At 68.4% G+C, this 23,216-nt stretch carries 20 protein-coding genes; all 20 read left to right on the top strand.

The window, feature by feature from the left end; genetic code table 11:
- Positions 1 to 5: 5 nt before the first annotated feature.
- The 20 genes from efp (at position 6) to BEP68_RS07580 (ending at position 23,208) form a co-directional block, all read left to right on the top strand.
- Complete coding sequence (efp, locus tag BEP68_RS07675) at positions 6 to 566, top strand: elongation factor P (RefSeq protein ID WP_053096137.1); 561 nt, start codon at positions 6 to 8, stop codon at positions 564 to 566.
- A 3-nt stretch (positions 567 to 569) separates the two neighbouring features.
- The gene (nusB, locus tag BEP68_RS07670) at positions 570 to 980 is read left to right on the top strand and encodes a transcription antitermination factor NusB (protein ID WP_053096135.1); all 411 of its coding nucleotides are present in this window, start codon (positions 570 to 572) and stop codon (positions 978 to 980) included.
- A 56-nt stretch (positions 981 to 1,036) separates the two neighbouring features.
- Positions 1,037 to 4,336 carry a DEAD/DEAH box helicase gene (locus BEP68_RS07665; RefSeq protein ID WP_261987774.1) on the top strand — a complete coding sequence of 1,100 codons (3,300 nt, stop codon included), beginning with the start codon at positions 1,037 to 1,039 and terminating at the stop codon, positions 4,334 to 4,336.
- A 75-nt stretch (positions 4,337 to 4,411) separates the two neighbouring features.
- Positions 4,412 to 5,989, top strand: a complete 1,578-nt coding sequence (locus BEP68_RS07660) for a Rieske 2Fe-2S domain-containing protein (RefSeq protein ID WP_187249660.1) — start codon at positions 4,412 to 4,414, stop codon at positions 5,987 to 5,989.
- A gap of 52 nt (positions 5,990 to 6,041) precedes the next feature.
- The gene (locus BEP68_RS07655; RefSeq protein ID WP_187249659.1) at positions 6,042 to 6,575 is read left to right on the top strand and encodes a hypothetical protein; all 534 of its coding nucleotides are present in this window, start codon (positions 6,042 to 6,044) and stop codon (positions 6,573 to 6,575) included.
- 68 nt (positions 6,576 to 6,643) lie between these two features.
- Positions 6,644 to 7,174, top strand: coding sequence for a bifunctional pyr operon transcriptional regulator/uracil phosphoribosyltransferase PyrR (pyrR, locus tag BEP68_RS07650; RefSeq protein ID WP_056278772.1), 531 nt, complete (start codon positions 6,644 to 6,646; stop codon positions 7,172 to 7,174).
- Complete coding sequence (locus BEP68_RS07645) at positions 7,171 to 8,136, top strand: aspartate carbamoyltransferase catalytic subunit (protein WP_053096128.1); 966 nt, start codon at positions 7,171 to 7,173, stop codon at positions 8,134 to 8,136. The genes pyrR and BEP68_RS07645 overlap by 4 nt, the downstream gene beginning before the upstream one ends.
- Positions 8,133 to 9,437, top strand: coding sequence for a dihydroorotase (locus BEP68_RS07640; RefSeq protein WP_187249658.1), 1,305 nt, complete (start codon positions 8,133 to 8,135; stop codon positions 9,435 to 9,437). Before BEP68_RS07645 ends, BEP68_RS07640 begins: the two co-directional genes overlap by 4 nt.
- Positions 9,434 to 9,961, top strand: a complete 528-nt coding sequence (locus BEP68_RS07635) for a hypothetical protein (protein WP_056278770.1) — start codon at positions 9,434 to 9,436, stop codon at positions 9,959 to 9,961. The genes BEP68_RS07640 and BEP68_RS07635 overlap by 4 nt, the downstream gene beginning before the upstream one ends.
- Entirely contained in the window at positions 9,958 to 11,103 is a 1,146-nt protein-coding gene (carA, locus tag BEP68_RS07630) for a glutamine-hydrolyzing carbamoyl-phosphate synthase small subunit (RefSeq protein ID WP_053096121.1), read from the top strand. Before BEP68_RS07635 ends, carA begins: the two co-directional genes overlap by 4 nt.
- Positions 11,103 to 14,390: a carbamoyl-phosphate synthase large subunit gene (gene carB / locus BEP68_RS07625; protein WP_053096119.1), complete on the top strand. Its 3,288-nt coding sequence runs from the start codon at positions 11,103 to 11,105 to the stop codon at positions 14,388 to 14,390. Before carA ends, carB begins: the two co-directional genes overlap by 1 nt.
- Entirely contained in the window at positions 14,387 to 15,232 is an 846-nt protein-coding gene (gene pyrF / locus BEP68_RS07620; protein ID WP_053096118.1) for an orotidine-5'-phosphate decarboxylase, read from the top strand. Before carB ends, pyrF begins: the two co-directional genes overlap by 4 nt.
- Positions 15,225 to 16,133 carry a guanylate kinase gene (gmk, locus tag BEP68_RS07615; RefSeq protein WP_187249657.1) on the top strand — a complete coding sequence of 303 codons (909 nt, stop codon included), beginning with the start codon at positions 15,225 to 15,227 and terminating at the stop codon, positions 16,131 to 16,133. Before pyrF ends, gmk begins: the two co-directional genes overlap by 8 nt.
- A gap of 65 nt (positions 16,134 to 16,198) precedes the next feature.
- Entirely contained in the window at positions 16,199 to 16,456 is a 258-nt protein-coding gene (gene rpoZ / locus BEP68_RS07610) for a DNA-directed RNA polymerase subunit omega (protein WP_042536631.1), read from the top strand.
- Between the two features lie 93 nt (positions 16,457 to 16,549).
- Complete coding sequence (gene metK / locus BEP68_RS07605) at positions 16,550 to 17,743, top strand: methionine adenosyltransferase (protein ID WP_187249656.1); 1,194 nt, start codon at positions 16,550 to 16,552, stop codon at positions 17,741 to 17,743.
- 7 nt (positions 17,744 to 17,750) lie between these two features.
- A complete protein-coding gene (locus BEP68_RS07600) occupies positions 17,751 to 19,733 on the top strand; it encodes a primosomal protein N' (RefSeq protein ID WP_187249655.1) in 1,983 nt (660 codons plus the stop codon).
- 66 nt (positions 19,734 to 19,799) lie between these two features.
- Complete coding sequence (fmt, locus tag BEP68_RS07595; protein ID WP_187249654.1) at positions 19,800 to 20,720, top strand: methionyl-tRNA formyltransferase; 921 nt, start codon at positions 19,800 to 19,802, stop codon at positions 20,718 to 20,720.
- On the top strand, positions 20,717 to 22,264 hold the full coding sequence (locus tag BEP68_RS07590; protein ID WP_187249653.1) for an RsmB/NOP family class I SAM-dependent RNA methyltransferase: 1,548 nt from the start codon (positions 20,717 to 20,719) through the stop codon (positions 22,262 to 22,264). The genes fmt and BEP68_RS07590 overlap by 4 nt, the downstream gene beginning before the upstream one ends.
- Before the next feature lie 3 nt (positions 22,265 to 22,267).
- Positions 22,268 to 22,948 (top strand): ribulose-phosphate 3-epimerase, encoded by a 681-nt coding sequence (gene rpe, locus BEP68_RS07585; protein WP_053096108.1) that lies wholly within the window; start codon positions 22,268 to 22,270, stop codon positions 22,946 to 22,948.
- Positions 22,945 to 23,208, top strand: coding sequence for a phosphoribosyl-ATP diphosphatase (locus BEP68_RS07580; protein WP_017202142.1), 264 nt, complete (start codon positions 22,945 to 22,947; stop codon positions 23,206 to 23,208). The genes rpe and BEP68_RS07580 overlap by 4 nt, the downstream gene beginning before the upstream one ends.
- Positions 23,209 to 23,216 lie beyond the last annotated feature (8 nt).

Below are 23,216 nucleotides of genomic sequence, written 5' to 3'. Positions count from 1 at the left end.
AGCGCATGGCATCTACCGCAGACATCAAGAACGGCGTCGTCCTGAGCATCGAGCGGCAGCTCTGGAGCGTCGTCGAGTTCCAGCACGTCAAGCCCGGCAAGGGTGGCGCCTTCGTGCGCACCAAGCTGAAGAACGTCATGACCGGAAAGGTCGTCGACAAGACGTTCAACGCCGGCGCCAAGGTCGAGATCGAGAACGTCGACCGTCGCGACTTCACCTACCTCTACACCGATGGTGACGGGTACGTGTTCATGGACCAGACGGACTACGACCAGATCACGGTCCCCGCTGCGACCGTCGGCGACGCGAAGAACTTCCTGCTCGAGAACCAGCAGGTCACGATCGCGCTCAACAACGGCAACCCGCTGTACATCGATCTCCCCGCGTCCGTGATCCTCGAGATCACCTACAGCGAGCCCGGTGTGCAGGGCGACCGCTCGTCGGCGGGAACGAAGCCGGCCACGCTCGAGACGGGCTACGAGATCCAGGTGCCGCTCTTCGTCGAGACCGGCACCAAGGTCAAGGTCGACACGCGCACCGGCGACTACCTCGGTCGCGAGAAGTAAGGCGTGAGCGCCCGTACGAAAGCGCGCAAGCGCGCACTCGACATCCTGTTCTCCGCCGACGTCCGTGGAGACGAGATCGCGGTGACCCTGGCCGCAGAGGCCAAGCGCGCCGCGAGCGAACCCGCTCGCGAGGCCTCCTGGCTCTACGCCCGTGAGGTGGTGGACGGCATCATCGACCACCACGACGAGATCGACGAGCAGATCACGACCCACAGCCGCGATTGGAGGATCGAGCGCATGCCCGCGGTCGATCGCGCGCTGCTGCGCATAGGCGTCTGGGAGATCCTGTTCAATGACGCGGTGCCGACCGCTGTCGCCATCGATGAGGCGGTCGAACTCGCCAAGGAGTTCTCCACCGACGATTCGGGCGCGTTCGTGCACGGCGTGCTCGCACGCGTCTCTCGCGCGGCCTGAGCGACGACTCGGGACGCGGTCTCCGAGATGTCGGAGGCCGCGGGAAGGATGGGGCCATGCCCGCGCCGCACGTCGATCTTCGCGACCTCATGCAGATCACCGATGTCGGGGGCTACCAGCGCGGTCTCGCGTACTTCCGCGAGGGCAATGTGCTCGACGTGGTGTGGCACGAGGATCTGCTCGAACTCGAGGGCCATGTGCGCGGCAGCTCGGACGCCCAGTATGTGACCGAGATCGTCTTCCTCTCGTCCAACGGGACGAGACGGGTTCGGACGACCCGCTGCACCTGCCCGGTGCGGAGCGGCTGCAAGCACGTGGTCGCCACGCTGCTCGCGTCCAATGTGCACGAGTACTCGCAGCAGGCCGCGGCTCTCCAGCGGCAGCCCGACGCGGAGCAGAAGCCCGCCGCACCGCGCACCGCCGCAGTGGCGTCGTGGCGGACCCTGCTCGACCCTGCGGTGTCGCAGCACCCGCAGCGCCTCGCTCTCGGCATCGAACTGCGTCACCGTGAGTCTCGGAGCGAGAACCACTGGGGGCCGCGCCCCGTCCGGGCGGCGACCGCGCGCGATCTCGCCCGCCCGAGCGGTGAGCTGCTTCTGGCGATCCGCCCGATGATGCGCAGCGCGCAGACCGGTGCATGGATCCAGGGCGGCGCAGGCTGGGATGCGGTCCGTCGCGACGCCTCGCAGTTCGGTCGCGACCAGAACCGCTGGTTCGGGGATCTCCTCAGCATCTCGCGGGACTCGCTGCTCTCCGGCAATGCCGGCGAGTGGCTCGTCCTCGACCAGGTCGAGTCGCCGCTGCTGTGGAGGCACCTCCGATCGGCCACCGACGTCGGAATCCCTCTCGTTCCCAGTCAGAAGAGCGCCTCGGTGCGGATCGCATCCGCGGCCGACGTCTCCGCGAAGATCAGTCGCACCGAGGAGGGTGCTCTGGAGGTCGCCGCCGACGTGCGCATCGACGATCGAGTGATTCCCGCCCGCGAGGTGCATCCGATCGGTCGTACGGGTGTCTACGCGGCGAGCCTCGTGGGTGCGCGGATCGAGGTCGTCCTCGCCGAAGTGTCGTTGAGCGAGCAGACACGTGCCCTGCTCGCGGCCTCCGACCCTATCCTCGTGCCGGCCGACGACGAGCAGGCGTTCATCGCCGACGCCTATCCGCTTCTGGCCCGGCGCAGCACCGTGCGCACGGTCGGGGAGGTCGCGCTTCCCGACGTGCCCGAACCGGAGGCGGTGCTCACGGTCAGCTACGAGCGCGGCGACGTCGTCAGCTACGCATTCGAGTGGTCGTACGGTCCGTTCGGCCGAGTGCCGTTCGCGTGGAATGACGCAGCGGTGCGAGATGCCGAGAGCGAGACGACCAGACGCGCGGCGATCGAGGCGGCATGGCAGGAGTTCCGCACGACGAGCTTCCGCCCGAGCGGTTCGTTCCACGACATCGATGCGGCGGCGTTCATCGCGGAAGGCGTTCCCGCGCTCGAGGCTGTGGGCGTCCGCGTCGAGTCTCACGGAGAACGCAAGGCGTATCGCGAGCTGACGGGGGGTCCTGAGGTCAAAGTCACGACCGTCGAATCGACCGACTCGGACTGGTTCGATCTCGGCATCCTCGTGACGATCGACGGTCGACTCATCCCGTTCGGACCGCTGTTCACGGCGCTGAGCAGGGGGCGCAAGAAGCTGCTCCTCTCCGACGGCGGCTACTTCTCGCTCAACCACCCGTCGCTGGATCGTCTGCGTGATCTCATCGAGGAGGCGGGCGAGCTCGACGAGTGGGAGACCGGTCCGCGCATCAGCCGCTACCAGACCGATCTGTGGGAGGAGTTCGAAGACCTCGCCGACGAGGCCCAGCCGGCTGTCAGCTGGCGCGCCACGGCCGACGGGCTCCGTCAGGCCACGGGGGTTCCGCCGACGCCCGTTCCTGCGGGAGTGCAGGCCGATCTCCGCCGTTATCAGAAGGCCGGCTTCGACTGGCTTGTCTTTCTGTGGCGTCACCGACTGGGCGGGATCCTCGCCGACGACATGGGTCTGGGCAAGACCCTGCAGCTCCTCACGTTCGTCCAGCACACGCGGGATGCCGGCGAGACGAGACCGTTCCTGGTGCTGGCCCCCACGTCTGTCCTGAGCACCTGGCGGTCGGAGGCGGCCCGATTCACTCCCGGGCTTCGTGTCTCCATCGTCGACAGCACGAGCGGGAAACGGGCCGACGTCCTGAGGGCGGCGGCCCGGTCGAGCGATCTCGTCGTCAGCTCGTACACGGTCGCCCGACTCGACGAGGAGGAGTTCCGCGAGATCGAGTGGGCCGGACTGATCCTCGATGAGGCCCAGTTCGTCAAGAACCCCAAGACGCGGCTCCACCGCGCCATCTCGACATTTCATGCCGACGTCACGTACGCGGTCACGGGAACCCCGATGGAGAACAGCCTCTCCGAGCTGTGGTCGCTGCTCAAGCTCGCCGCCCCCGGCCTGTTCCCTTCGGCTCGGAAGTTCAAGGACCGCTACATCCAGCCGATCGAGAAGGGCAAGGTGCCCGAGAACGAGGAGGGCGGCGAGTACCGCGCGCGGCGCCTCGCTCAGCTGCGTCGTCGAGTGAGACCCCTGATGCTGCGACGTACCAAGGAGCTCGTCGCTCCCGACCTGCCGGCGAAGCAGGAGCAACTGCTCGAGGTCGAGCTGAGTCCGGCGCACAGGGCCCTCTACGACGTCGTGCTGCAGCGCGAACGGCAGAAGGTCCTGGGGCTGATCGACGACCTCGATCGCAACCGCTTCATCGTGTTCCGCTCGCTCACCCTGCTGCGCATGCTGAGTCTCGCTCCCGCGCTGGTCGACGAGGCCGACGCCGAGATCGGGTCGAGCAAGCTCGACACACTGCTCGAGCGCGTCGCCGAACTGCAGGCCGAAGGGCACCGTGCTCTGGTCTTCAGCCAGTTCACGTCGTTCCTCGACCTCGCGGCTGCCCGGCTCGAGGCCGCCGGCATCCCGTATGCGCATCTCGACGGCTCGACGCGCCGCAGAGAGCAGGTGATCGACGGCTTCAAGTCGGGGGAGCAGCCGGTCTTCCTCATCAGCTTGAAGGCGGGTGGGTTCGGACTCACGCTGACGGAAGCCGACTACGTGTTCCTCCTCGATCCGTGGTGGAATCCCGCGGCCGAGGAGCAGGCGATCGACCGGACGCACCGCATCGGTCAGACCAATCAGGTGTTCGTCTACCGGATGATCTCGACCGGCACGATCGAGGAGAAGGTGCTCGAGCTGCAGCGCCGCAAGGCCAGGCTCTTCACCGCGGTGATGGACGACGACGAGCTGTTCGCGCAGTCCCTCACCGCAGACGACATCAAGGGTCTGTTCGACGGCGCGTGATTTCTCCCGGCCGGGTCACCGCGTCCGCCCAGGACCCCGTCGGTAGAATCGAACGGTTCACTTCAGGAGGAATGCATGCGGATCACGGGACTCGGCCACGCCGGGATGTTCATCGAGACGGTCGGCGGGAACATCATCTGCGACCCGGTTCTCGGGCCCTCGTTCTTCGGCTCGTGGTTCCCGTTCCCCGACAACCGCGGGCTCGACTGGGAGCGTTTCGGACGCGAAGCGGACTTCCTGTACATCTCGCACCGGCACCGCGACCACTTCGATCCCCGGCTCCTCGAGCGCTACATCCGCAAGGACATCGAGGTGCTGCTGCCCGAGTACCCGATCGATGACCTCGAGCAGGACATCAGGGCGCTGGGCTACACGAACATCACCTACGCCCCGGCCGGCGAGATCATCGAGCGCGGCGATCTGAAGATCATGATCACTCCGCTGCGCGCTCCGAGCGACGGACCCATCGGAGACTCGTCGCTGAGCGTCGACGACGGCACCGGCTCGGTGCTCAACCAGAACGACTCGCACCCTCTCGATCTCGACACGTTGCTGCACTTCGGCAAGCCCGACGCGTACTTCACGCAGGTCTCGGGTGCGATCTGGTGGCCCATGGTCTATGACCTGCCGCTGGATGCGAAGCAGAACTTCGCGAAGCTCAAGCGCGACGCGCAGAACAAGCGGGCGATGTACTACATCGACAAGGTGGACGCGCCTCACGTCTTCCCGATGGCCGGTCCGCCGATGTTCCTGCGCGACGAGCTCTTCGATTTCAACGGCGTCGGGCGCAACGGCGAATCGATCTTCACCGACCAGAAGCAGTTCCTGGCCCACATGAAGGAGCTCTCGCCCCAGTACGACGGACATCTGTTCGTGCCGGGCACGGTGGTCACCGTCGAGAGCGGCTCCGTGTCCACCGAGCAGTCGCTCTACACCGAGGCCGAGCTCGCCCACATCTTCGACGAGAAGTGGGACTACCTCGAGGAGCAGCGCGCCTCCCGACAGCGGGAGATCCGTGACGAGGAGGCGTCGCGCGCCGAGGTCATGCCCGCCGCCGAGATGCTCGAGGAGCTGAAGACCTGGTGGGAGCCGCTGCTGAAGAAGTCGCGCACGATCCGACTCGGAGTCGGGGGATGCGTGCGCTTCAGGATCGGCGACCTCGACATGGTCGTGGACTTCCCCCGCGCGAAGGTTCGCGAGTACGCAGGCGAGGAGTGCATCTACTGGTACACGATCCCCGCTGACCTCGTCTCGACGAACATCCGCGACCACGAGATCGACTGGTCGAACTCGATCTTCCTCTCGATGCAGTTCGAGGTGGGGCGCAGCGGAAAGTTCAACGAGTTCCTCACGACATTCCTCAAGTGCCTCTCGGTCGATCGCATCGAGTACGTCGAGAACTGGTATCAGGAGCAGACGGACCAGACCGAGGATGCCGAGATCGGCGATTGGGTCGTGCAGCGTCGCTGCCCCCACCTGCGCGCCGACCTGACCAAGACCGGAAAGGTCGACGACGACGGCATCCTGACCTGCAGCATGCACGACTGGAAGTGGGACCTCAACACAGGCCGCTGCCTATCGACGAGCGGCCACCCGATCCGCTCCACGAAGATCGACGAGGTCACCGACGCAGTGCTTCGCGAGGCCAGCTGACGTGGTTCGTTCCTCGCACCCGCACGGATCGGGGCGCGACGCTCGAACGCCGATGCCGATGTTCACGGGGCCTCTCCGCGGGGCTCGATGGATCACCCGCTCCACGCCGGAACGGCTGATCCGGGTGGCCGTGGAATTCCTCGAGGACGCCGGTTTCGAGCAACGGCACGATGGCTTCGACGAGAAGCTGAGAGGCCGCGGATCCGAGTGGACGGCCGTCGCGCTGGAGATCGGGGACGAGGAGAAGTCGAAGAGGCGCGCACTGCTCGGGCTCGTGATCGACGAACTCCCGTTCCCCGTCCCCCGGGCGTTCCAGCGTGTGCTGTCGCCGACGCTGGCCGTCGTCGCGTCCCGTCCCGTCGGACCCCTCGTGTCGGAGCTGATCGTCTTTCCCCACACCTCGCGTCGCGGTGCGCCGCCCTACTCGAGAGCCGCGGCTCCTCGCGTGCGCGACGCCCTCGAGCAGATCACCGCGGCAGCGGGCCTGGAAGGCGCGATGCTCTCGCACGAATCGCTCGCCGGAGTCCCGGATGACGGTTCCCCCGTCTCGCAGGCGGTCGTCCGAGAGGTCCTGGGCTGGCACTGACGCACGCTAGACTGGTGCCATCAAGCAACCTTTAACACCGTCCTGTGAGGCGGAGAAGGGAGCGGCCGATGTCTGCACGAACCGTGCTGCACGAAGCCGATATCTCGCGGGCTCTCACCCGTATCGCGCACGAGATCCTCGAATCCAATCGAGGGGCTGAGAACCTCGTCCTGCTGGGCATTCCGACCCGCGGCGTCACTCTCGCCCACCGCCTGTCCGCAGCGATCGGCGCCATCGCGCAGACCACCGTTCCGGTGGGGGCTTTGGACGTCACGCTCTTCCGTGACGACCTCGCCTCGCAGCCGACGCGTTCTCCGCGGCCCACGGACATCCCTGCCGGCGGGATCGACGGCAGGACCGTCGTCCTCGTCGACGACGTGCTGTTCTCGGGCCGCAGCATCCGCGCCGCACTCGACGCGCTGCAGTCGATCGGTCGCCCGTCGATCGTCCGCCTCGCGATCCTCGTCGATCGCGGCCACCGGGAACTCCCGATCCGCCCCGACTTCGTCGGCAAGAACATCCCGTCGTCTCGCCAGGAGCGCGTCAACGTCCGGCTGACCGAGCACGACGGCACCGAAGAGGTGACGATCGAAGCATGAGACACCTGCTGGATACCCGCACCCTCGACCGAGAGTCGGCTCTGCGCATCCTCGATGTCGCCGAGGACATGTCCGACACCCAGTCGCGCGAGGTCAAGAAGCTTCCGACCCTTCGCGGCAAGACGGTCGTGAATCTGTTCTTCGAGGACTCGACCCGCACCCGCATCTCCTTCGAAGCCGCTGCGAAGCGCCTCTCAGCCGATGTGATCAACTTCGCAGCCAAGGGCTCGAGCGTGTCGAAGGGCGAGAGCCTCAAGGACACCGCCCAGACGCTGCAGGCGATGGGAGCGGATGCGGTCGTCATCCGCCATCCCGCCTCCGGCGCCCCGCAGACCCTCGCGACCAGCGGGTGGATCTCCGCCGGAGTCGTGAACGCCGGCGACGGCACGCACGAGCATCCGACCCAGGCTCTCCTCGACGCGTTCACGATCCGCAAACGGCGCTTCGGCGCCGACAGCCGCGGTCGTGATCTCGCCGGCATCCGGGTCGTGATCGTCGGCGACGTGCTCCACTCCCGCGTCGCACGGTCGAACGTCTGGCTGCTCGCCACGCTCGGCGCCGAGGTCACCCTCGTCGCGCCGCCCACCCTGGTGCCGCAGAACGTCTCGCTCTGGCCTGCGAAGGTCGTCTACGACCTCGATCAGGCTCTGGCGGACGGTCCGGACGCCGTGATGATGCTCCGCATCCAGCTCGAACGGATGAGCGCTGCATATTTCCCCACTGAGCGGGAGTATTCCAGGCGATGGGGTCTGGACGCACTGCGTGTGGCCGGCCTTCCGGACGGTAGCATTGTGATGCACCCCGGACCCATGAACCGAGGGTTGGAGATATCCTCCGAAGCCGCAGATTCCCCGCGCTCGACAGTGCTGGAACAGGTGACGAACGGGGTGTCCATCCGCATGGCGGTGCTGTACCTGCTCCTTGCAGGAGAACGAGACGACGAACGAGGGGGAGACCAGTGAGCGAGACCCTCGTCATCACCGGAGCACAGCTTCTCGGTGCCGAGCGCGCCGACATCATCGTGGAGAACGGGCAGATCTCCGAGATCGGCACCGGACTGAGCCGCTCCGGTGCGCGAGTCATCGACGCCGACGGCCTGGTGGCCCTTCCCGGACTCGTCGACCTGCACACCCACCTCCGGGAGCCGGGCTACGAAGCCTCCGAGACGATCCTCACCGGGACCCGTGCTGCGGCGGCAGGCGGGTTCACGGCGGTGTTCGCGATGCCGAACACCTCGCCGGTCGCGGACACGGCCGGTGTGGTCGAGCAGGAGCTCGCCCTGGGCGAGGCCGCCGGGTACGCCACCGTGCAGCCCATCGGCGCCGTCACCGTGGGGCAGAAGGGCGAGCGCCTCGCCGAACTCGGTGCGATGGCCACCTCGCGCGCCCAGGTGCGCGTCTTCAGCGACGACGGCTTCTGCGTCTTCGATCCGCTGATCATGCGGCGCGCACTCGAGTATGTGAAGTCGTTCGACGGAGTCATCGCGCAGCACGCTCAGGATCCACGCCTCACCGAGGGCGCCCAGATGAACGAGGGCACAGTGTCGGCCGAGCTCGGACTCGCCGGATGGCCCGCGGTCGCGGAGGAGTCGATCATCGCTCGCGATGTGCTCCTCGCGGAGCATGTCGGATCCCGACTGCACGTGTGCCACCTGTCGACCGCAGGCTCTGTCGACATCATCCGCTGGGCGAAGAAGCGGGGGATCAACGTCACGGCCGAGGTCACCCCGCACCACCTCCTGCTCACCGATGAACTGGTGCGCGGCTACGACGCCCGCTACAAGGTCAACCCGCCGCTGCGCCGTGCGGAAGACGTCATGGCGGTGCGCGAGGGCCTCGCCGACGGCACCATCGACATCGTGGCGACCGATCACGCCCCGCACCCGAGCGAGCACAAGTCGTGCGAGTGGCAGGCCGCAGCCAACGGCATGGTCGGACTCGAGAGCGCCCTGCGCGTCGTGCACCAGTCGATGGTGCAGACCGGCCTGATCGGCTGGGAGGACGTCGCCCGGGTGATGAGTGCGGCCCCCGCACGGATCGGACGTCTGTCCGATCATGGGCTGCCCCTGCAGGCCGGTGCTGCTGCGCAGATCACCCTCTACGACCCGTCCGCCGCCGGCGTCTTCACCGAATCCGACCTGCACGGTCGGAGTGTGAACTCGCCGTACCTCGGTCGCGACCTCCCCGGCCGCGTCGAGTTCACGATCCACCGCGGGCTGCTGACGGTCGACGGCGGATCCGTGGTCGAGGAGCTGAACGCATGAGCACGCGCGACATCGCCATCGCGATCACGATCGCCGTGGCGGCACTCGTCCTGGTCGCCATGTTCACGGCGTGGCGCCGACGACTCCGACGCGACTCGGGTCTGGCGGCTCCCTTGGGCGTGCCGGAGCATGCGGAGGTCCTCGACCGTCACGAGGTGCTCTACGTCTCGACGACGAAGCACGATCAGCCGCTGGAGCGCCTCGCCATCCGGCCGCTCGCCTATCGCGCCAGGGGAGAGGCTGCGGTCACCGATCGCGGACTCGCACTCTGCCTCGACGGTGCGCCGACCGTCTTCCTCGCCTCTGCACGACTCGCGAGCGTCGACCGCGCCACGGTGACGATCGACCGCGTCGTCGAACCGGGTGGACTCGTCCGCGTCGCCTGGAATGCGGACGACGACACGATCGTCGACTCGTATCTCCGGGTCACCGACGGCGATCCCCAGAACTTCATCTCAGAACTGCAGCGCCTCGTCCCCGCCACGGACGACAGCGCCGCCCCCGACACAGGAGCAACGTCATGACAGCCCTCCCCGAACCCGCCGTCCTCGTCCTCGAAGACGGGACCCGCCACGTCGGCCGTGCATACGGCGCGCTGGGCACCACCTTCGGCGAGGTCGTCTTCTCGACCGGCATGTCCGGATACCAGGAGACGCTCACCGACCCGTCGTACGCGGGCCAGATCGTCCTGCAGACGGCCCCGCACATCGGCAACACCGGCATGAACGACGAGGACCCCGAGTCCCGTCGCATCTGGGTCGCCGGCTACATCGTGCGCGACCCCTCACGAGTCGTCTCGAACTGGCGTGCGACCGCTTCCCTGGACGAGATCCTCGAGCGGGACGGCATCGTCGGCATCAGCGGCATCGACACCCGATCGATCACGCGGCACATCCGCTCTGCCGGGTCTATGCGCGGCGGTGTCTTCTCGGGCGAGGCCGCGCAGATCGACGCCGACGAGCAGCTGCGCCTCGTGCGCGAGGCGCCTCAGATGGCCGGCCAGAACCTCTCGGCGCAGGTCTCGGTCGACGTCGCCACGGTCACGACGGCGATGGGGGAGCGGGTCGGCAATCTCGCCGTCCTCGACCTCGGCGTCAAGCAGGCCACGATCGACAACCTGGCGGCCCGTGGCTTCGAGGTGCACGTCCTGCCTCAGAACGTCACGATCGATGACATCCGTGCGATCGATCCCGTCGCCGTCTTCTACTCGAACGGCCCTGGCGACCCCGCAGCCTCCGGCGACCACGTCGAGCTGCTGCGCTCGGTGCTCGACGACGGGCTGCCCTTCTTCGGCATCTGCTTCGGCAACCAGCTGCTCGGCAGGGCGCTGGGTCTCGGCACCTACAAGCTGCCGTTCGGGCACCGCGGCATCAACCAGCCCGTACTCGACAAGTCCACCGGACGCGTCGAGATCACCGCGCACAACCACGGGTTCGCCGTGGAGGCGCCGCTGGAGGGCTCGTTCGACAGCCCCCACGGCTACGGCAAGGTCGAGGTCAGTCACATCGGCCTGAACGACAACGTGGTCGAGGGCCTCCGCGCTCTCGACATCCCGGCGTTCTCGGTGCAGTACCACCCGGAGGCTGCGGCCGGACCGCACGACGCCAACTATCTCTTCGACCGGTTCCGTGACATGGTCATCGCCAGCAAGAAGGACACCAAGTAATGCCCAAGCGCGACGACATCAACTCCGTTCTCGTCATCGGCTCCGGCCCGATCGTCATCGGTCAGGCGTGCGAGTTCGACTACTCCGGCACCCAGGCCTGCCGCGTCCTGCGCGAGGAGGGCGTGAGGGTCATCCTGGTCAACTCCAACCCGGCGACGATCATGACCGACCCCGACTTCGCCGACGCGACGTACATCGAGCCGATCACCTGGCAGGTCATCGAGACGATCATCGCGAAGGAGCGTCCCGACGCGATCCTGCCGACCCTCGGCGGGCAGACGGCCCTGAACGCCGCGATCGAGCTGCACAACCACGGCATCCTCGAGAAGTACGACGTCGAGCTGATCGGTGCGAGCTTCGAAGCCATCAACAAGGGCGAGGACCGCCAGATCTTCAAGCAGCTCGTCCTCGATGCCGGCGCCGACGTCGCCCGCAGCATCATCGCGCACACCATGGACGACCTGCTCGAGGGAGCGGCCGAGCTGGGCTACCCGCTCGTCGTGCGCCCCTCGTTCACGATGGGCGGTCTCGGGTCCGGCTTCGCCTACGACGAGGCGGATCTGCGTCGCATCGGCGGTGCCGGTCTGCGCGACTCTCCGACCACGGAGGTGCTCCTGGAGGAGTCGATCCTCGGCTGGAAGGAGTACGAGCTCGAGCTCATGCGCGACACCGCCGACAACACGGTGGTCGTCTGCTCGATCGAGAACGTCGACCCCGTCGGCGTGCACACGGGCGACTCGATCACCGTGGCTCCCGCTCTGACGCTCACGGACCGCGAATACCAGAAGCTCCGCGACATCGGCATCGACATCATCCGCGCGGTGGGCGTCGACACCGGTGGCTGCAACATCCAGTTCGCCATCGACCCGAGCAACGGGCGCATCATCGTCATCGAGATGAACCCGCGCGTCTCGCGCTCGAGCGCCCTGGCCTCCAAGGCCACGGGGTTCCCGATCGCGAAGCTCGCCGCGAAGCTGGCGCTCGGCTACCGTCTCGATGAGATCCCCAACGACATCACGGGTGTCACCCCCGCGAGCTTCGAGCCCACGCTCGACTATGTCGTCGTCAAGGTGCCGCGGTTCGCGTTCGAGAAGTTCCCGGCCGCTGACGCGACCCTGACGACCACCATGAAGTCGGTCGGCGAGGCGATGGCGATCGGCCGCAACTACGCGACCGCGCTGCAGAAGGCGCTCCGCTCGCTCGAGAAGCGCGGTTCGAGCTTCCACTGGGGCGCGGAGAGCCGTTCCGTCGACGAGCTGCTCGAGATCTCGAAGGTCCCGACGGACGGTCGGATCGTCACCCTCCAGCAGGCGCTGCGCAAGGGCGCGACGGTCGAGCAGGCGTTCGAGGCGACTGCGATCGATCCCTGGTTCATCGACCAGATCGTCCTGATCAACGAGGTCGCCGAGATCGTGCGCACGGCACCGGAGCTCGACGCGGCCACGCTGCGCTACGCCAAGGAGCACGGCTTCTCCGACGCGCAGATCGCGGAGCTCCGCGGCGAGAAGGAAGCGGAGATCCGCGGCGTGCGCCACGGACTCGGCATCCGTCCGGTGTTCAAGACCGTCGACACCTGCGCCGGCGAGTTCCCGGCTCTCACGCCGTACCACTACTCGAGCTACGACTTCGAGACCGAGGTCACACCGTCCGATCGCACCAAGGTCGTGATCATCGGATCGGGTCCGAACCGCATCGGTCAGGGCGTCGAGTTCGACTACTCGTGCGTGCACGCGTCGTTCGCCCTCTCGGATGCCGGCTTCGAGACCATCATGGTCAACTGCAACCCCGAGACGGTGTCCACCGACTACGACACGTCCGACCGGCTCTACTTCGAGCCGCTCACGCTGGAGGACGTGCTGGAGGTGCTCGACGCGGAAGCCGCGAGCGGCACCATCCTCGGAGTCGTCTGCCAGCTCGGCGGCCAGACGCCGCTGGGGCTCGCAAAGGGCATCGAGGCAGCCGGCTACCAGGTGCTCGGCACCAGCCCGGAGGCCATCGACATCGCCGAGGAGCGCGAGCTGTTCTCGCAGCTGCTCGACACGGCAGGCCTCATCGCCCCGCGCCACGGCACCGCTGTGGACGCGGACGGCGCGGTGGCCGTCGCCGAGGAGATCGGATACCCGGTGCTCGTGCGTCCGAGCTTCGTGCTCGGCGGACGCGGCATGGAGATCGTCTACAGCTCCGAGTCGCTGCGCGAGTACTTCGTGCGCACGGCGGGCGAGGTCATCATCGAGGAGGGCAAGCCCCTGCTCGTCGATCGCTTCCTCGATGACGCGATCGAGCTCGATGTCGACGCCCTCTACGACGGCACCGAACTGTTCATCGGCGGCGTGATGGAGCACCTCGAAGAGGCCGGCATCCACTCGGGCGACTCGAGCTGCACCCTTCCGCCCGTCTCGCTCGGCCGCACCGACATCGACCGGGTGCGGGAGGCGACACTCGCGATCGCGAAGGGCGTGGGCGTCCGTGGCCTGCTCAACGTGCAGTTCGCGATCAGCGCCGGCGTCCTCTACGTGATCGAGGCGAACCCGCGCGCGAGCCGCACCGTGCCCTTCGTCTCGAAGGCGCTGGGCATCCCGATGGCCAAGGCCGCGAGCCGTGTGATGGTGGGGTCGACGATCGCGGAGCTCCGCGCCGAGGGCATGCTGCCCGAGCAGGACGGCTCGCGAGTGCCCCTCGACGCCCCCGTCTCGGTCAAGGAGGCCGTGCTTCCGTTCAAGCGGTTCCGTACGGCCGACGGCAAGACCGTCGACTCGATCCTCGGCCCGGAGATGCGCTCGACCGGCGAGGTCATGGGCATCGACCGCGACTTCCCGACCGCGTTCGCCAAGAGCCAGGCGGCCGCGTACGGCGGAATGCCGACCTCCGGCACGGTGTTCATCTCGGTAGCGGACTCCGACAAGCGCGCCGTGATCCTGCCGGCGCATCGCCTGCAGCAGCTGGGGTTCACGATCGTGGCCACCGAGGGCACTGCCGAGATCCTCTCGCGCAACGGCATCGCGGTGACGGTGGTCGAGAAGTACAGCGAGACCCAGGAGTCCGGCGCGACGAACATCGTCGACCTCATCAACGACGGCTCGATCGACATCGTCGTGAACACGCCGTCCGGGGGCGCGGCGCGTGCAGACGGCTATGAGATCCGGGCGGCGGCTGTCGCGGCCGACAAGGCGCTGTTCACCACGATGGCGGTGCTCGGCGCCGCCGTGAGCGGTATGGACGCAGCGCACGAGGGCTTCCAGGTGAAGAGCCTGCAGGAGTACGCCCTCGACCGGAAGGCCGCAGTGTGAGCGCACGCTTCGGCGAACGGGTCCGTGTCGCCCTCGCGGCGCACGGCCCGCTGTGCGTGGGCATCGACCCGCACGCCGCCCTGCTCGGATCTTGGGGCCTCGGCGACGACGCCTCGGGCGTCCGGGAGTTCGGGCTGCGCACGGTCGAGGCCGCGGCGGGCCGTGCCGCGATCGTGAAGCCTCAGGTGTCGTTCTTCGAGCGCTTCGGATCCGCAGGATTCGCGGCGCTCGAAGAGGTCATCGCAGCTGCGAGGGACGCCGGCCTCCTCGTGATCGCGGATGCCAAGCGCGGCGACATCGGGTCGACCATGGACGCCTACGCGGCTGCCTGGCTCACCCCGGGGTCTCCGCTCGAGGCCGACGCCCTCACCGTGAACCCGTTCCTGGGTGTCGGCGCGCTCGACGGCGCCTTCGCCCTCGCCGATCAGCACGACAAGGGTCTGTTCGTGCTGGCTGCCACGAGCAACCCCGAAGCCGAGGTCCTGCAGCGCTCGATCTCCGAGACCGGCCGTGCCGTCTCGGCGGACATCGTCTCGGTGGTCTCGGCGCGCAACACCGAGCACACGCCCGCAGGGGAGTGGGGGAGCTTCGGCTTCGTCATCGGCGCGACCGTGGACTGGACGGATGCCGGCATCGCCGCCTTCGCACCGGTGGCACCCATCCTCGCTCCGGGATTCGGCACGCAGGGTGCGACGCCGTCAGACCTGCACCGCCGGTTCGGTTCGATGAGCGCCGCCGTCATCGCGAGCGAGAGCCGCAGCATCCTCTCGGCCGGACCCGCCGGTCTCGCCGCCGCCATCGACGCCCGCGTCGCAGAGTACAGGGAGGCCGGCCGTGGCTGAGTCCCGTCCCGTCCCCGAGGTCGACCGCGCTGCCGCCGCACGCAAGGCGGTCGAACGACGCCGCGCCCGCGCATCGCTCAAGCGCGATCTGACCACGCGTGTCGTCACACCGCAGGCCGTGCTCGAGCGGGCGACCGCAGACCCGGACTCGGTCGAGGGGTCCATGCGCATCACGGACTTCCTGCTCGCTCTCCCCGCGATCGGCGCGGGCAAGCGCGACCGCATCCTGGCAGAGCTGCACATCTCGCCGGTCAAGCGACTGGGAGGGCTCGGCGTCCGCCAGCGGGTGGCGCTCTCGCAGTGGCTCGACGCGCGCTTCCCGCTGCTCGAGCCGCGTGGCGCACGAAGCCGTCTGCTCGTGCTCGCCGGGCCCACGGCAGTCGGCAAGGGCACCGTCGCCGCCCACATCCGTGAGCACAACCCCGAGATCCATCTGTCGGTCTCGGCGACGACGCGCGCACCGCGACCTGGCGAGATCGATGGCGTGCACTACTACTTCGTCGACGATGCGGAGTTCGACCGTCTGATCGCCGACGACGAACTCCTGGAGTACGCCGTCGTCCACAACAAGTCGCGCTACGGCACGCCGCGGGCTCCGATCGACGCCGCTCTCGCTGCAGGCAAGACCGTGCTGCTCGAGATCGACCTGCAGGGCGCGCGCCAGGTGCGCAAGGCGGAGCCTGCAGCCACGCTCATCTTCCTGCTGCCTCCGACCTGGGACGAACTCGTCCAGCGGCTGGTCGGACGAGGCACGGAGGGCGCGGAGGAACGCGCTCGCAGACTGCGCACCGCGAAGGTCGAATTGGCAGCGCAGAACGAGTTCGACCACCTCATCGTGAACGAGGACGTCGCCGCTGCGGCCGCGGAGGTCGTAGAATTGTCTTCGAGCTCTGCGCGCTGAGCGTCTTCGCGCGCCCGCTTCACCGTCTTCGCGACGATCCCGTCGCCTGATCAGGAGGTCCCACCATGGCCGGACACCACACCAACGGAATCATCGATCCCCCCATCGACAACCTGCTCGACCGGGTCGACTCGAAGTACGAGCTCGTGATCTACGCCGCCAAGCGCGCCCGTCAGATCAACGACTACTACTCCGACCTCCACGAGGGCAACCTGTTCGACAACGTCGGGCCGCTCGTCGACTCGTCCGTCGAGGACAAGCCGCTGACCATCGCTCTGCACGAGATCAACGAGGACAAGCTCCGCCTCCGTCACGCCGAGTGACGTCCGATGACCGCACCGCCGACTGATGTCGGCGGTGCGGTCCATCATGGGAGCCACCCCCTTCCTGCTGTCCGATTCCGTTCTGGAGCCCTGATGAGCGCGCTGCGTCTGTTCACGTCCGAGTCCGTCACCGAGGGGCACCCCGACAAGATCTGCGACCAGATCTCGGACAGCATCCTCGACGGACTCATCGCGAAAGACCCCGGCTCCCGGGTGGCCGTCGAGACGCTGGTGACCACCGGTCTCGTCCACGTCGCCGGCGAGATCCGCACCGAGGCGTACGTCGACATCCCGACGATCGTCCGCCAGGTGGTCAACGGCATCGGCTACACCTCGAGCGAGACCGGCTTCGACGGAGACTCCTGCGGTGTGAGCATCTCGGTGGGAGAGCAGTCGACCGACATCGCCCACGGCGTCGACAACGCCCAGGAGCACCGTGACGGGGGCTCCAGCGATCCTCTCGACGGCCTCGGCGCTGGCGACCAGGGCATCATGTTCGGCTTCGCGACGAACGAGACCCCGCAGCTCATGCCCATGGCTGCGTGGACCGCGCATCGCATCGCGGAGCGGCTCAGCGAGGTCCGACGATCGGGTGCGCTGCCGTTCCTGCGCCCGGACGGCAAGACCCAGGTCACTCTCGGATATGAGGGCTTCACCCCCAAGACCGTGGATGCCGTCGTGCTGTCGACCCAGCACCACCCCGACATCTCGCAGGACGACCTCAAGGCTCAGGTGCGCGAGCACGTGATCGATCCGATCCTGGCCTCCACGGGGCTCGATCTCGGCGACCTCACGTACTACATCAACCCCGCCGGTCCGTTCGTGACGGGCGGCCCCAAGGGCGATGCCGGACTCACCGGACGCAAGATCATCATCGACACCTACGGCGGAGCGGCGCGACATGGTGGCGGTGCCTTCAGCGGCAAGGACCCGTCGAAGGTCGACCGCTCCGGCGCCTATGCCACGCGCTGGGTGGCCAAGAACGCGGTCGCCGCAGGACTCGCCGACCGTCTCGAGGTCCAGGTCGCCTACGCGATCGGGGTCGCTCGTCCGGTCGGTCTCTACGTCGAGACATTCGGCACGGGCAAGGTGTCCGACGAGGTGATCACGCGCGCCATCGACGAGGTCTTCGATCTGCGTCCCCAGGCGATCATCGAGCAGCTCGACCTCCTGCGCCCGATCTACGCGCAGACCGCCGCCTACGGGCACTTCGGACGGGAGCTGCCGGAGTTCACGTGGGAGCGCACCGACCGCGCGGAAGAGCTACGGCGCGCTGCAGGACTCTGAGGGCCGCATGCCTGATGGCGTCCCTTCTCCTCTGACATCGCAGAGTCGGAGGATCGCGCGCGTGCTCTTGGACTCGCCGCTTCCACAGTTGGATCGTCTCTTCGACTACGCCGTGCCTGCGGAGCTCGGAGACGTCCCTCTGGGCGTGCGCGTGCGTGTGCCCCTGCGTACCGCCGGTCGTGTCATCGACGGCTACGTCGTCGAACTCGACACCGAACACGATGGCGACAGGCCACTGTCCGAGGTCGACAGCGTCGTATCCCCTGTGGCGGTGCTTCCGGAGCGTCTCTACCGCCTCGCGCGCCGCGCCGCCGATCGCGCTGCGGGCTCCGCCTCCGACGTCCTGCGGCTCGTCATCCCGAAGCGCCAGGTGCGGGTGGAGAAGGCCTGGAGCGACGACTCCCCGAAGCTCGCCCCATCAGACGAAGCGCTCTCGGCCGCATCCGAGCTGATCGCGTCCTACGACTCGCTCGCCGATGTGCTCGATGCGGGCGGCCGGGCCGCGGTCGAGGCGATCCCCGTGCGCCATCATGACGATCCCGGGTGGGCGGCTCTTCTCGCGTCCGCAGCGGCGCGGACGCTGGCAGCAGGCCGTTCGAGTGTTCTCGTCGTGCCTGACCACCGCGACCTCGATCAGCTGCTCGCCGCTCTCGGCTCGTATGTCCCTGACCAGGCCGTCGTGCGCTTCGACTCGCGCCAGACGAACCCCGATCGGTACCGCGCGTTCCTGCGCTCGCTCGAGGACGCGCCGTGCATCGTGGTGGGCAATCGTTCTGCGGTGTACGCGCCGGTTCGTGCGGGCGTCGTCGCTGTGTGGGACGACGGCGATCCTCTCCTCGGCGAGCCGCTCGCGCCGTACATCAACGCACGGGATGCTGCTCTCCTCCGTCAGGAGCAGGAGGGATCCGCACTGCTGTTCGTCGGCCACACCCGCACCACCGACGTCGAACGCCTCGTCGCCCACGGATGGCTGCAGGATGTCCGGGCCGCGCGTCGGGTGCTGCCGCGCGTGATCCTCAGCACACCACAGGAGATGGATGCTCCGACTGCACAGCGGATGCCGTCGTCCGCGTTCCTCTCCGCGCGCAATGCCGCAGCCGAGGGACCGGTGCTGGTGCAGGTGTCACGACCGGGGTTCGCCCCGTCGCTGGTCTGCGCCGAATGCCGGGCGCCTGCACGGTGCGCCCACTGCGGCGGACCGCTCGGAGCCAAGCACCGTGGTGCCGTGCCGGTGTGCGCCTGGTGCGGCAGGGGAGCCCGAGCGTGGGCGTGCCCGACGTGCTCGTCGACCAAGCTGCGCCTCGCCTCCTCGGGCAGCGAGCGGACGGCGGATGAGCTGGGCAAGGCGTTCCCCGGAATTCGGGTCATCGTGGCAGACAGCGCTCATCCGGTCGAGCGCGTCGCCGACAAGCCGGCCCTCGTCGTCGCGACACGGGGGGCCGAGCCGCTGGCGGAGGGCGGATACCGTGCCGTGGTCCTGCTCGACGGACCGAGGATGCTCCAGGCCCCCGACCTGCGGATCGGCGAGTCCTGTCTGCGCTGGTGGTCGAACGCGGCTGCACTCGCGGCTCCCGGTGCTCCCATCCATCTGGTCGGCGTCGACGGAGCGATCGCGCGAGCGCTTGCCACCTGGAGCCAGTCCGCCTATGCGAGGACCGAGCTCTCCGAACGTGCGCCGTTGCACATGCCGCCGGCTGCGAGGGTCGCGCTGGTCGAGGGGTCGACGGCATCCGTGGCGAGAGCGCTGGCGTCGCTGCAGGAGCTCGCTCTGCCCTCCGACGCGGTACTCGGCCCGGTGCCGATCGAGTCTGACGACTACCCGCCGCGTGTCAGGGCCCTGATCCGGTTCGACTACAGCGCGGGTGCCAGGGTCGCCACCACGTTGCGGGCCGCGGTCGTCGCCGAAGCGGTCAGCAACCGGCGGGGCAAGGGCAAGTCGACTCGGAGCGCCCTCACGGTTCGACTCGATATCCTCGATCCGGAACTCTGAACGCGAAGAACCACCTCGCGCTCCGATTTCACCCGATCCACCCCCGCATCCCTCCGGAGCACCTTCATGCGTCTCGTCTTCGCCGGCACACCGTCGGCAGCCGTCCCCACACTCCGCCGCCTCGCGGCCGAGCACGACATCGCTGCGGTCGTCACCCGCCCGGACGCGCCGCTGGGCCGCAAGCGGGTGCTCACGCCGTCGCCTGTCGCTCACGCTGCCGACGAGCTCGGACTGCCGGTCATCAAGGCGGCTCGTCTCGACGACGACGCGACGGCCGCCATCACCGCGCTCGATGTCGAGCTCGGTGTGATCGTGGCGTACGGCGGACTCGTTCGCGAGCCGCTGCTCTCCACACCGTCGAAGGGCTGGATCAATCTGCATTTCTCGCTCCTCCCGCAGTGGCGCGGTGCCGCACCCGTGCAGCGCGCACTGATCAACGGCGATGCGCAGATGGGTGCCAGTGTGTTCCAGCTCGTTCCCGCGCTCGATGCCGGTGATGTCTTCGCGACGCGGGTCGTCGCGGTCGCTCCCGAGGCGACGGCGGATGCCGCACTCGACGCACTCGCTCTCGATGGCGCCGAACTGACGGCGGAAGTGGTCGCGGCCATCGCCGACGGCACTGCGCGCGCTGTGCCCCAGGAGGGGGAGGCGTCGCTGGCCCCGAAGCTGACTCTCGACGATGGTGTGCTCGATTGGACCCGCCCGCTCAGCGAGGTGTTCGCGCGGTTCCGTGGAGTCACCCCCGAACCGGGCGCCCACACGACCGTCGACGGGATCCGCCTCAAGGTGCTGGAGGCCACTCCCTCGGAAAGCGACGTCGCCCTCGCGCCGGGCGCGTTCACCGCGACCAAGTCCGCTCTCCTCATCGGAACGGCCTCGGCCCCGCTCGCGGTCACGCGTGTGCAGCCCTCGGGCAAGGGCGCGATGAGCGCGGTCGACTGGTGGCGCGGGCAGCGCGACACCGAGAACCTGCGAGCCGGCGCATGAGCGGGCGGCAGGACGACGGCGCACGTCGCGAGCCGCGTCGCGGCGAGTCCGGCCGCGGATCCCGTTCGGGACCGAGCACGCCGCGCGATCAGCGTCCACGTGACGGCCAGGCTCGGGGCGGGAAGCGCGACGGACAGTCCCGCGGCGCGCAGCGCACGGTGCAGCCTGCGCGGCGCGTGGCCTACGACGTGCTGCGGGCGGTGTCGGAATCGGATGCCTACGCGAACCTGATCCTTCCGGCCGCGATCGCGGACGCAGGACTCACTCCACAGGACGCCGCTCTCGCCACAGAGCTCGCCTACGGCACACTGCGACGCCGCGGAACGTATGACGCGATCATCGCCGCTGCCGCCGACAGGCCTGTCGAGGAGATCGACGCCGGTGTGCTCGACGCGCTGAGACTCGCGACCCATCAGCTGCTCGCGACCCGCGTCGCGTCGCACGCGGCCGTCAACGAGTCGGTGAACATCGTCGCCGCCACCCAGGGCCGCGGTGCATCCAGCTTCGCGAACGCCGTGCTGAGGCGAATCTCCCGCGAGACGCCGGGGGAGTGGGAGCAGCGCATCGAGTCCTCCGCGCGGTCGGACGACGAGCGGCTGGCGCTGCGCTCCGCTCACCCCGTCTGGGTCATCCGTGCCCTGCGTCGCGCGTTGGCCGCTGAAGGTCGCGTCGAGGAGCTCGACGACCTCCTCGACGCCGACAACGCCTCGCCGGAGGTCACTCTCGTCGCTTTGCCCGGCCTCGCCGAGCCCGGGGAGCCACGTCGACCGTATGCGCCGACGGCCTACGGATCTCCGGGCGGCGACCCGCACCACGTGATCGCCTCCTCGGGCGGCACGGTGCGTGTGCAGGATGAAGGGTCGCAGCTCGTCGCACTGGCTCTCGCCGAAGCTGCGCCGATCCGTTCCGGCGAACGCTGGCTCGACCTGTGCGCAGGCCCCGGCGGCAAGACGGCGCTGCTCGCGGCGGTCGCGCGACAGCACGATGTGTCGCTGGAGGCGAACGAGGTGGTGCCCACCCGTGCGCGACTCGTCCGCAACGCCCTGCGCGCCGTGCCCGCCGATGTCGTGGTTCACGAAGAGGACGGCCGCACGTTCGGCACCTCCCACGCGGGCCAGTTCGATCGCATCCTCGTCGATGCGCCGTGCACGGGACTCGGGGCTCTGCGGCGGCGGCCCGAGGCGAGATGGCGCAAGACCCCCGGTGATGTCGCCGAGCTGGTGCCGCTGCAGGTCGAACTGCTCTCGGCGGCCCTCGACGCGCTGGCGCCCGGCGGCATCGTCGCGTACGCGACCTGCTCGCCGCATCTCGCCGAGACGACGGGCGTCGTCCAGGAGGTGCTCCGTGGCCGCACCGACATCACCGAGCTCGATGCGCGTGCGGTCCTCGAGGGTGTCGTGACCTCACCGATCGATCTCGGCAGCGACGGCACCGGGCGGGTCCAGCTGTGGCCACACCGGCACGGGACCGATGCGATGTTCCTCGCGCTCCTCCGACGAGCCGACACCGATCAGCGCGACGCCAGCGCCGAGCAAGGAGACTAGAGAGTGGACCTGCCCCGCGCACCGCGCATCAACCCCAGCATCCTGGCCGCCGACTTCGTGAACATGCAGCGTGATCTCGCCAAGATCGCCACTGCCGACTTCGCGCATGTCGACGTCATGGACAACCACTTCGTCCCGAACCTCACGTTCGGGCCGCAGATGGTCGAGCGGATCCAGGCGACCAGCCCGATCCCGCTCGACGTGCACCTGATGATCACCGACCCCGAGCGGTGGGCTCCCGCGTATGCGGAGCTCGGTGCCGCGAGCGTCACGTTCCACCTCGAGGCCGCCGCCGATCCGATCTCGCTGGCCCGCACTCTGCGCAGCATCGGGGCGAGGGCCGGAGTGGCGATCAAGCCGGACACCCCCGCGGACGGTCTCTACAGCGTGCTCGAGGAGTTCGACCAGATCCTCGTGATGACCGTCGAACCAGGGTTCGGCGGGCAGGGATTCATGCCCGAGACGATGCCGAAGCTGCGCGCTCTCGCCGACGAGGCGAAGCGGCGAGGGTCGAACGTCTGGCTGCAGGTCGACGGCGGGATCTCCGATGCGACGATCGAGGCGGCGGCCGCCGCCGGCGCAGACACCTTCGTCGCAGGATCCGCGGTCTACGGCGCCGACGACGTCGAGGCGGCCGTCACCCGGCTCAGAGACCGCGCCAGAGCCGCTAGCCTGGAATCGTGAAGACTTTCGACGAGCTGTTCGCCGAGCTCAGCGTCAAGGCCGAGACCCGCCCCGAGGGATCAGGCACGGTTGCAGAGCTCGACGGCGGCGTGCACACGATCGGCAAGAAGATCGTCGAGGAGGCTGCCGAGGTCTGGATGGCGTCCGAGTACGAGTCCGACGAGGCCGCTGCAGAGGAGATCTCGCAGCTGCTGTACCACGTGCAGGTGATGATGCTCGCGAAGGGCCTGAGCCTGCAGGACGTCTACCGACATCTGTGAAGCGCTCC

Source organism: Microbacterium sp. 4-7, from assembly GCF_014332665.1.
Lineage (GTDB): Bacteria > Actinomycetota > Actinomycetes > Actinomycetales > Microbacteriaceae > Microbacterium.
Note: the sequence above shows the minus strand (reverse complement) of the source record. Positions and strands in the feature narration are given on the sequence as shown.

Coding starts and splice junctions, on each gene's coding strand:
- BEP68_RS07660 (WP_187249660.1), top strand. CDS start 4,412: ATGCGGATCACGGGACTCGGCCACGCCGGGATGTTCATCGAGACGGTC.
- BEP68_RS07590 (WP_187249653.1), top strand. CDS start 20,717: ATGAGCGGGCGGCAGGACGACGGCGCACGTCGCGAGCCGCGTCGCGGC.
- pyrR (WP_056278772.1), top strand. CDS start 6,644: ATGTCTGCACGAACCGTGCTGCACGAAGCCGATATCTCGCGGGCTCTC.
- BEP68_RS07600 (WP_187249655.1), top strand. CDS start 17,751: ATGCCTGATGGCGTCCCTTCTCCTCTGACATCGCAGAGTCGGAGGATC.
- rpoZ (WP_042536631.1), top strand. CDS start 16,199: ATGGCCGGACACCACACCAACGGAATCATCGATCCCCCCATCGACAAC.
- carB (WP_053096119.1), top strand. CDS start 11,103: ATGCCCAAGCGCGACGACATCAACTCCGTTCTCGTCATCGGCTCCGGC.
- BEP68_RS07635 (WP_056278770.1), top strand. CDS start 9,434: ATGAGCACGCGCGACATCGCCATCGCGATCACGATCGCCGTGGCGGCA.
- metK (WP_187249656.1), top strand. CDS start 16,550: ATGAGCGCGCTGCGTCTGTTCACGTCCGAGTCCGTCACCGAGGGGCAC.
- BEP68_RS07645 (WP_053096128.1), top strand. CDS start 7,171: ATGAGACACCTGCTGGATACCCGCACCCTCGACCGAGAGTCGGCTCTG.
- BEP68_RS07665 (WP_261987774.1), top strand. CDS start 1,037: ATGCCCGCGCCGCACGTCGATCTTCGCGACCTCATGCAGATCACCGAT.
- carA (WP_053096121.1), top strand. CDS start 9,958: ATGACAGCCCTCCCCGAACCCGCCGTCCTCGTCCTCGAAGACGGGACC.
- efp (WP_053096137.1), top strand. CDS start 6: ATGGCATCTACCGCAGACATCAAGAACGGCGTCGTCCTGAGCATCGAG.
- BEP68_RS07655 (WP_187249659.1), top strand. CDS start 6,042: ATGCCGATGTTCACGGGGCCTCTCCGCGGGGCTCGATGGATCACCCGC.
- fmt (WP_187249654.1), top strand. CDS start 19,800: ATGCGTCTCGTCTTCGCCGGCACACCGTCGGCAGCCGTCCCCACACTC.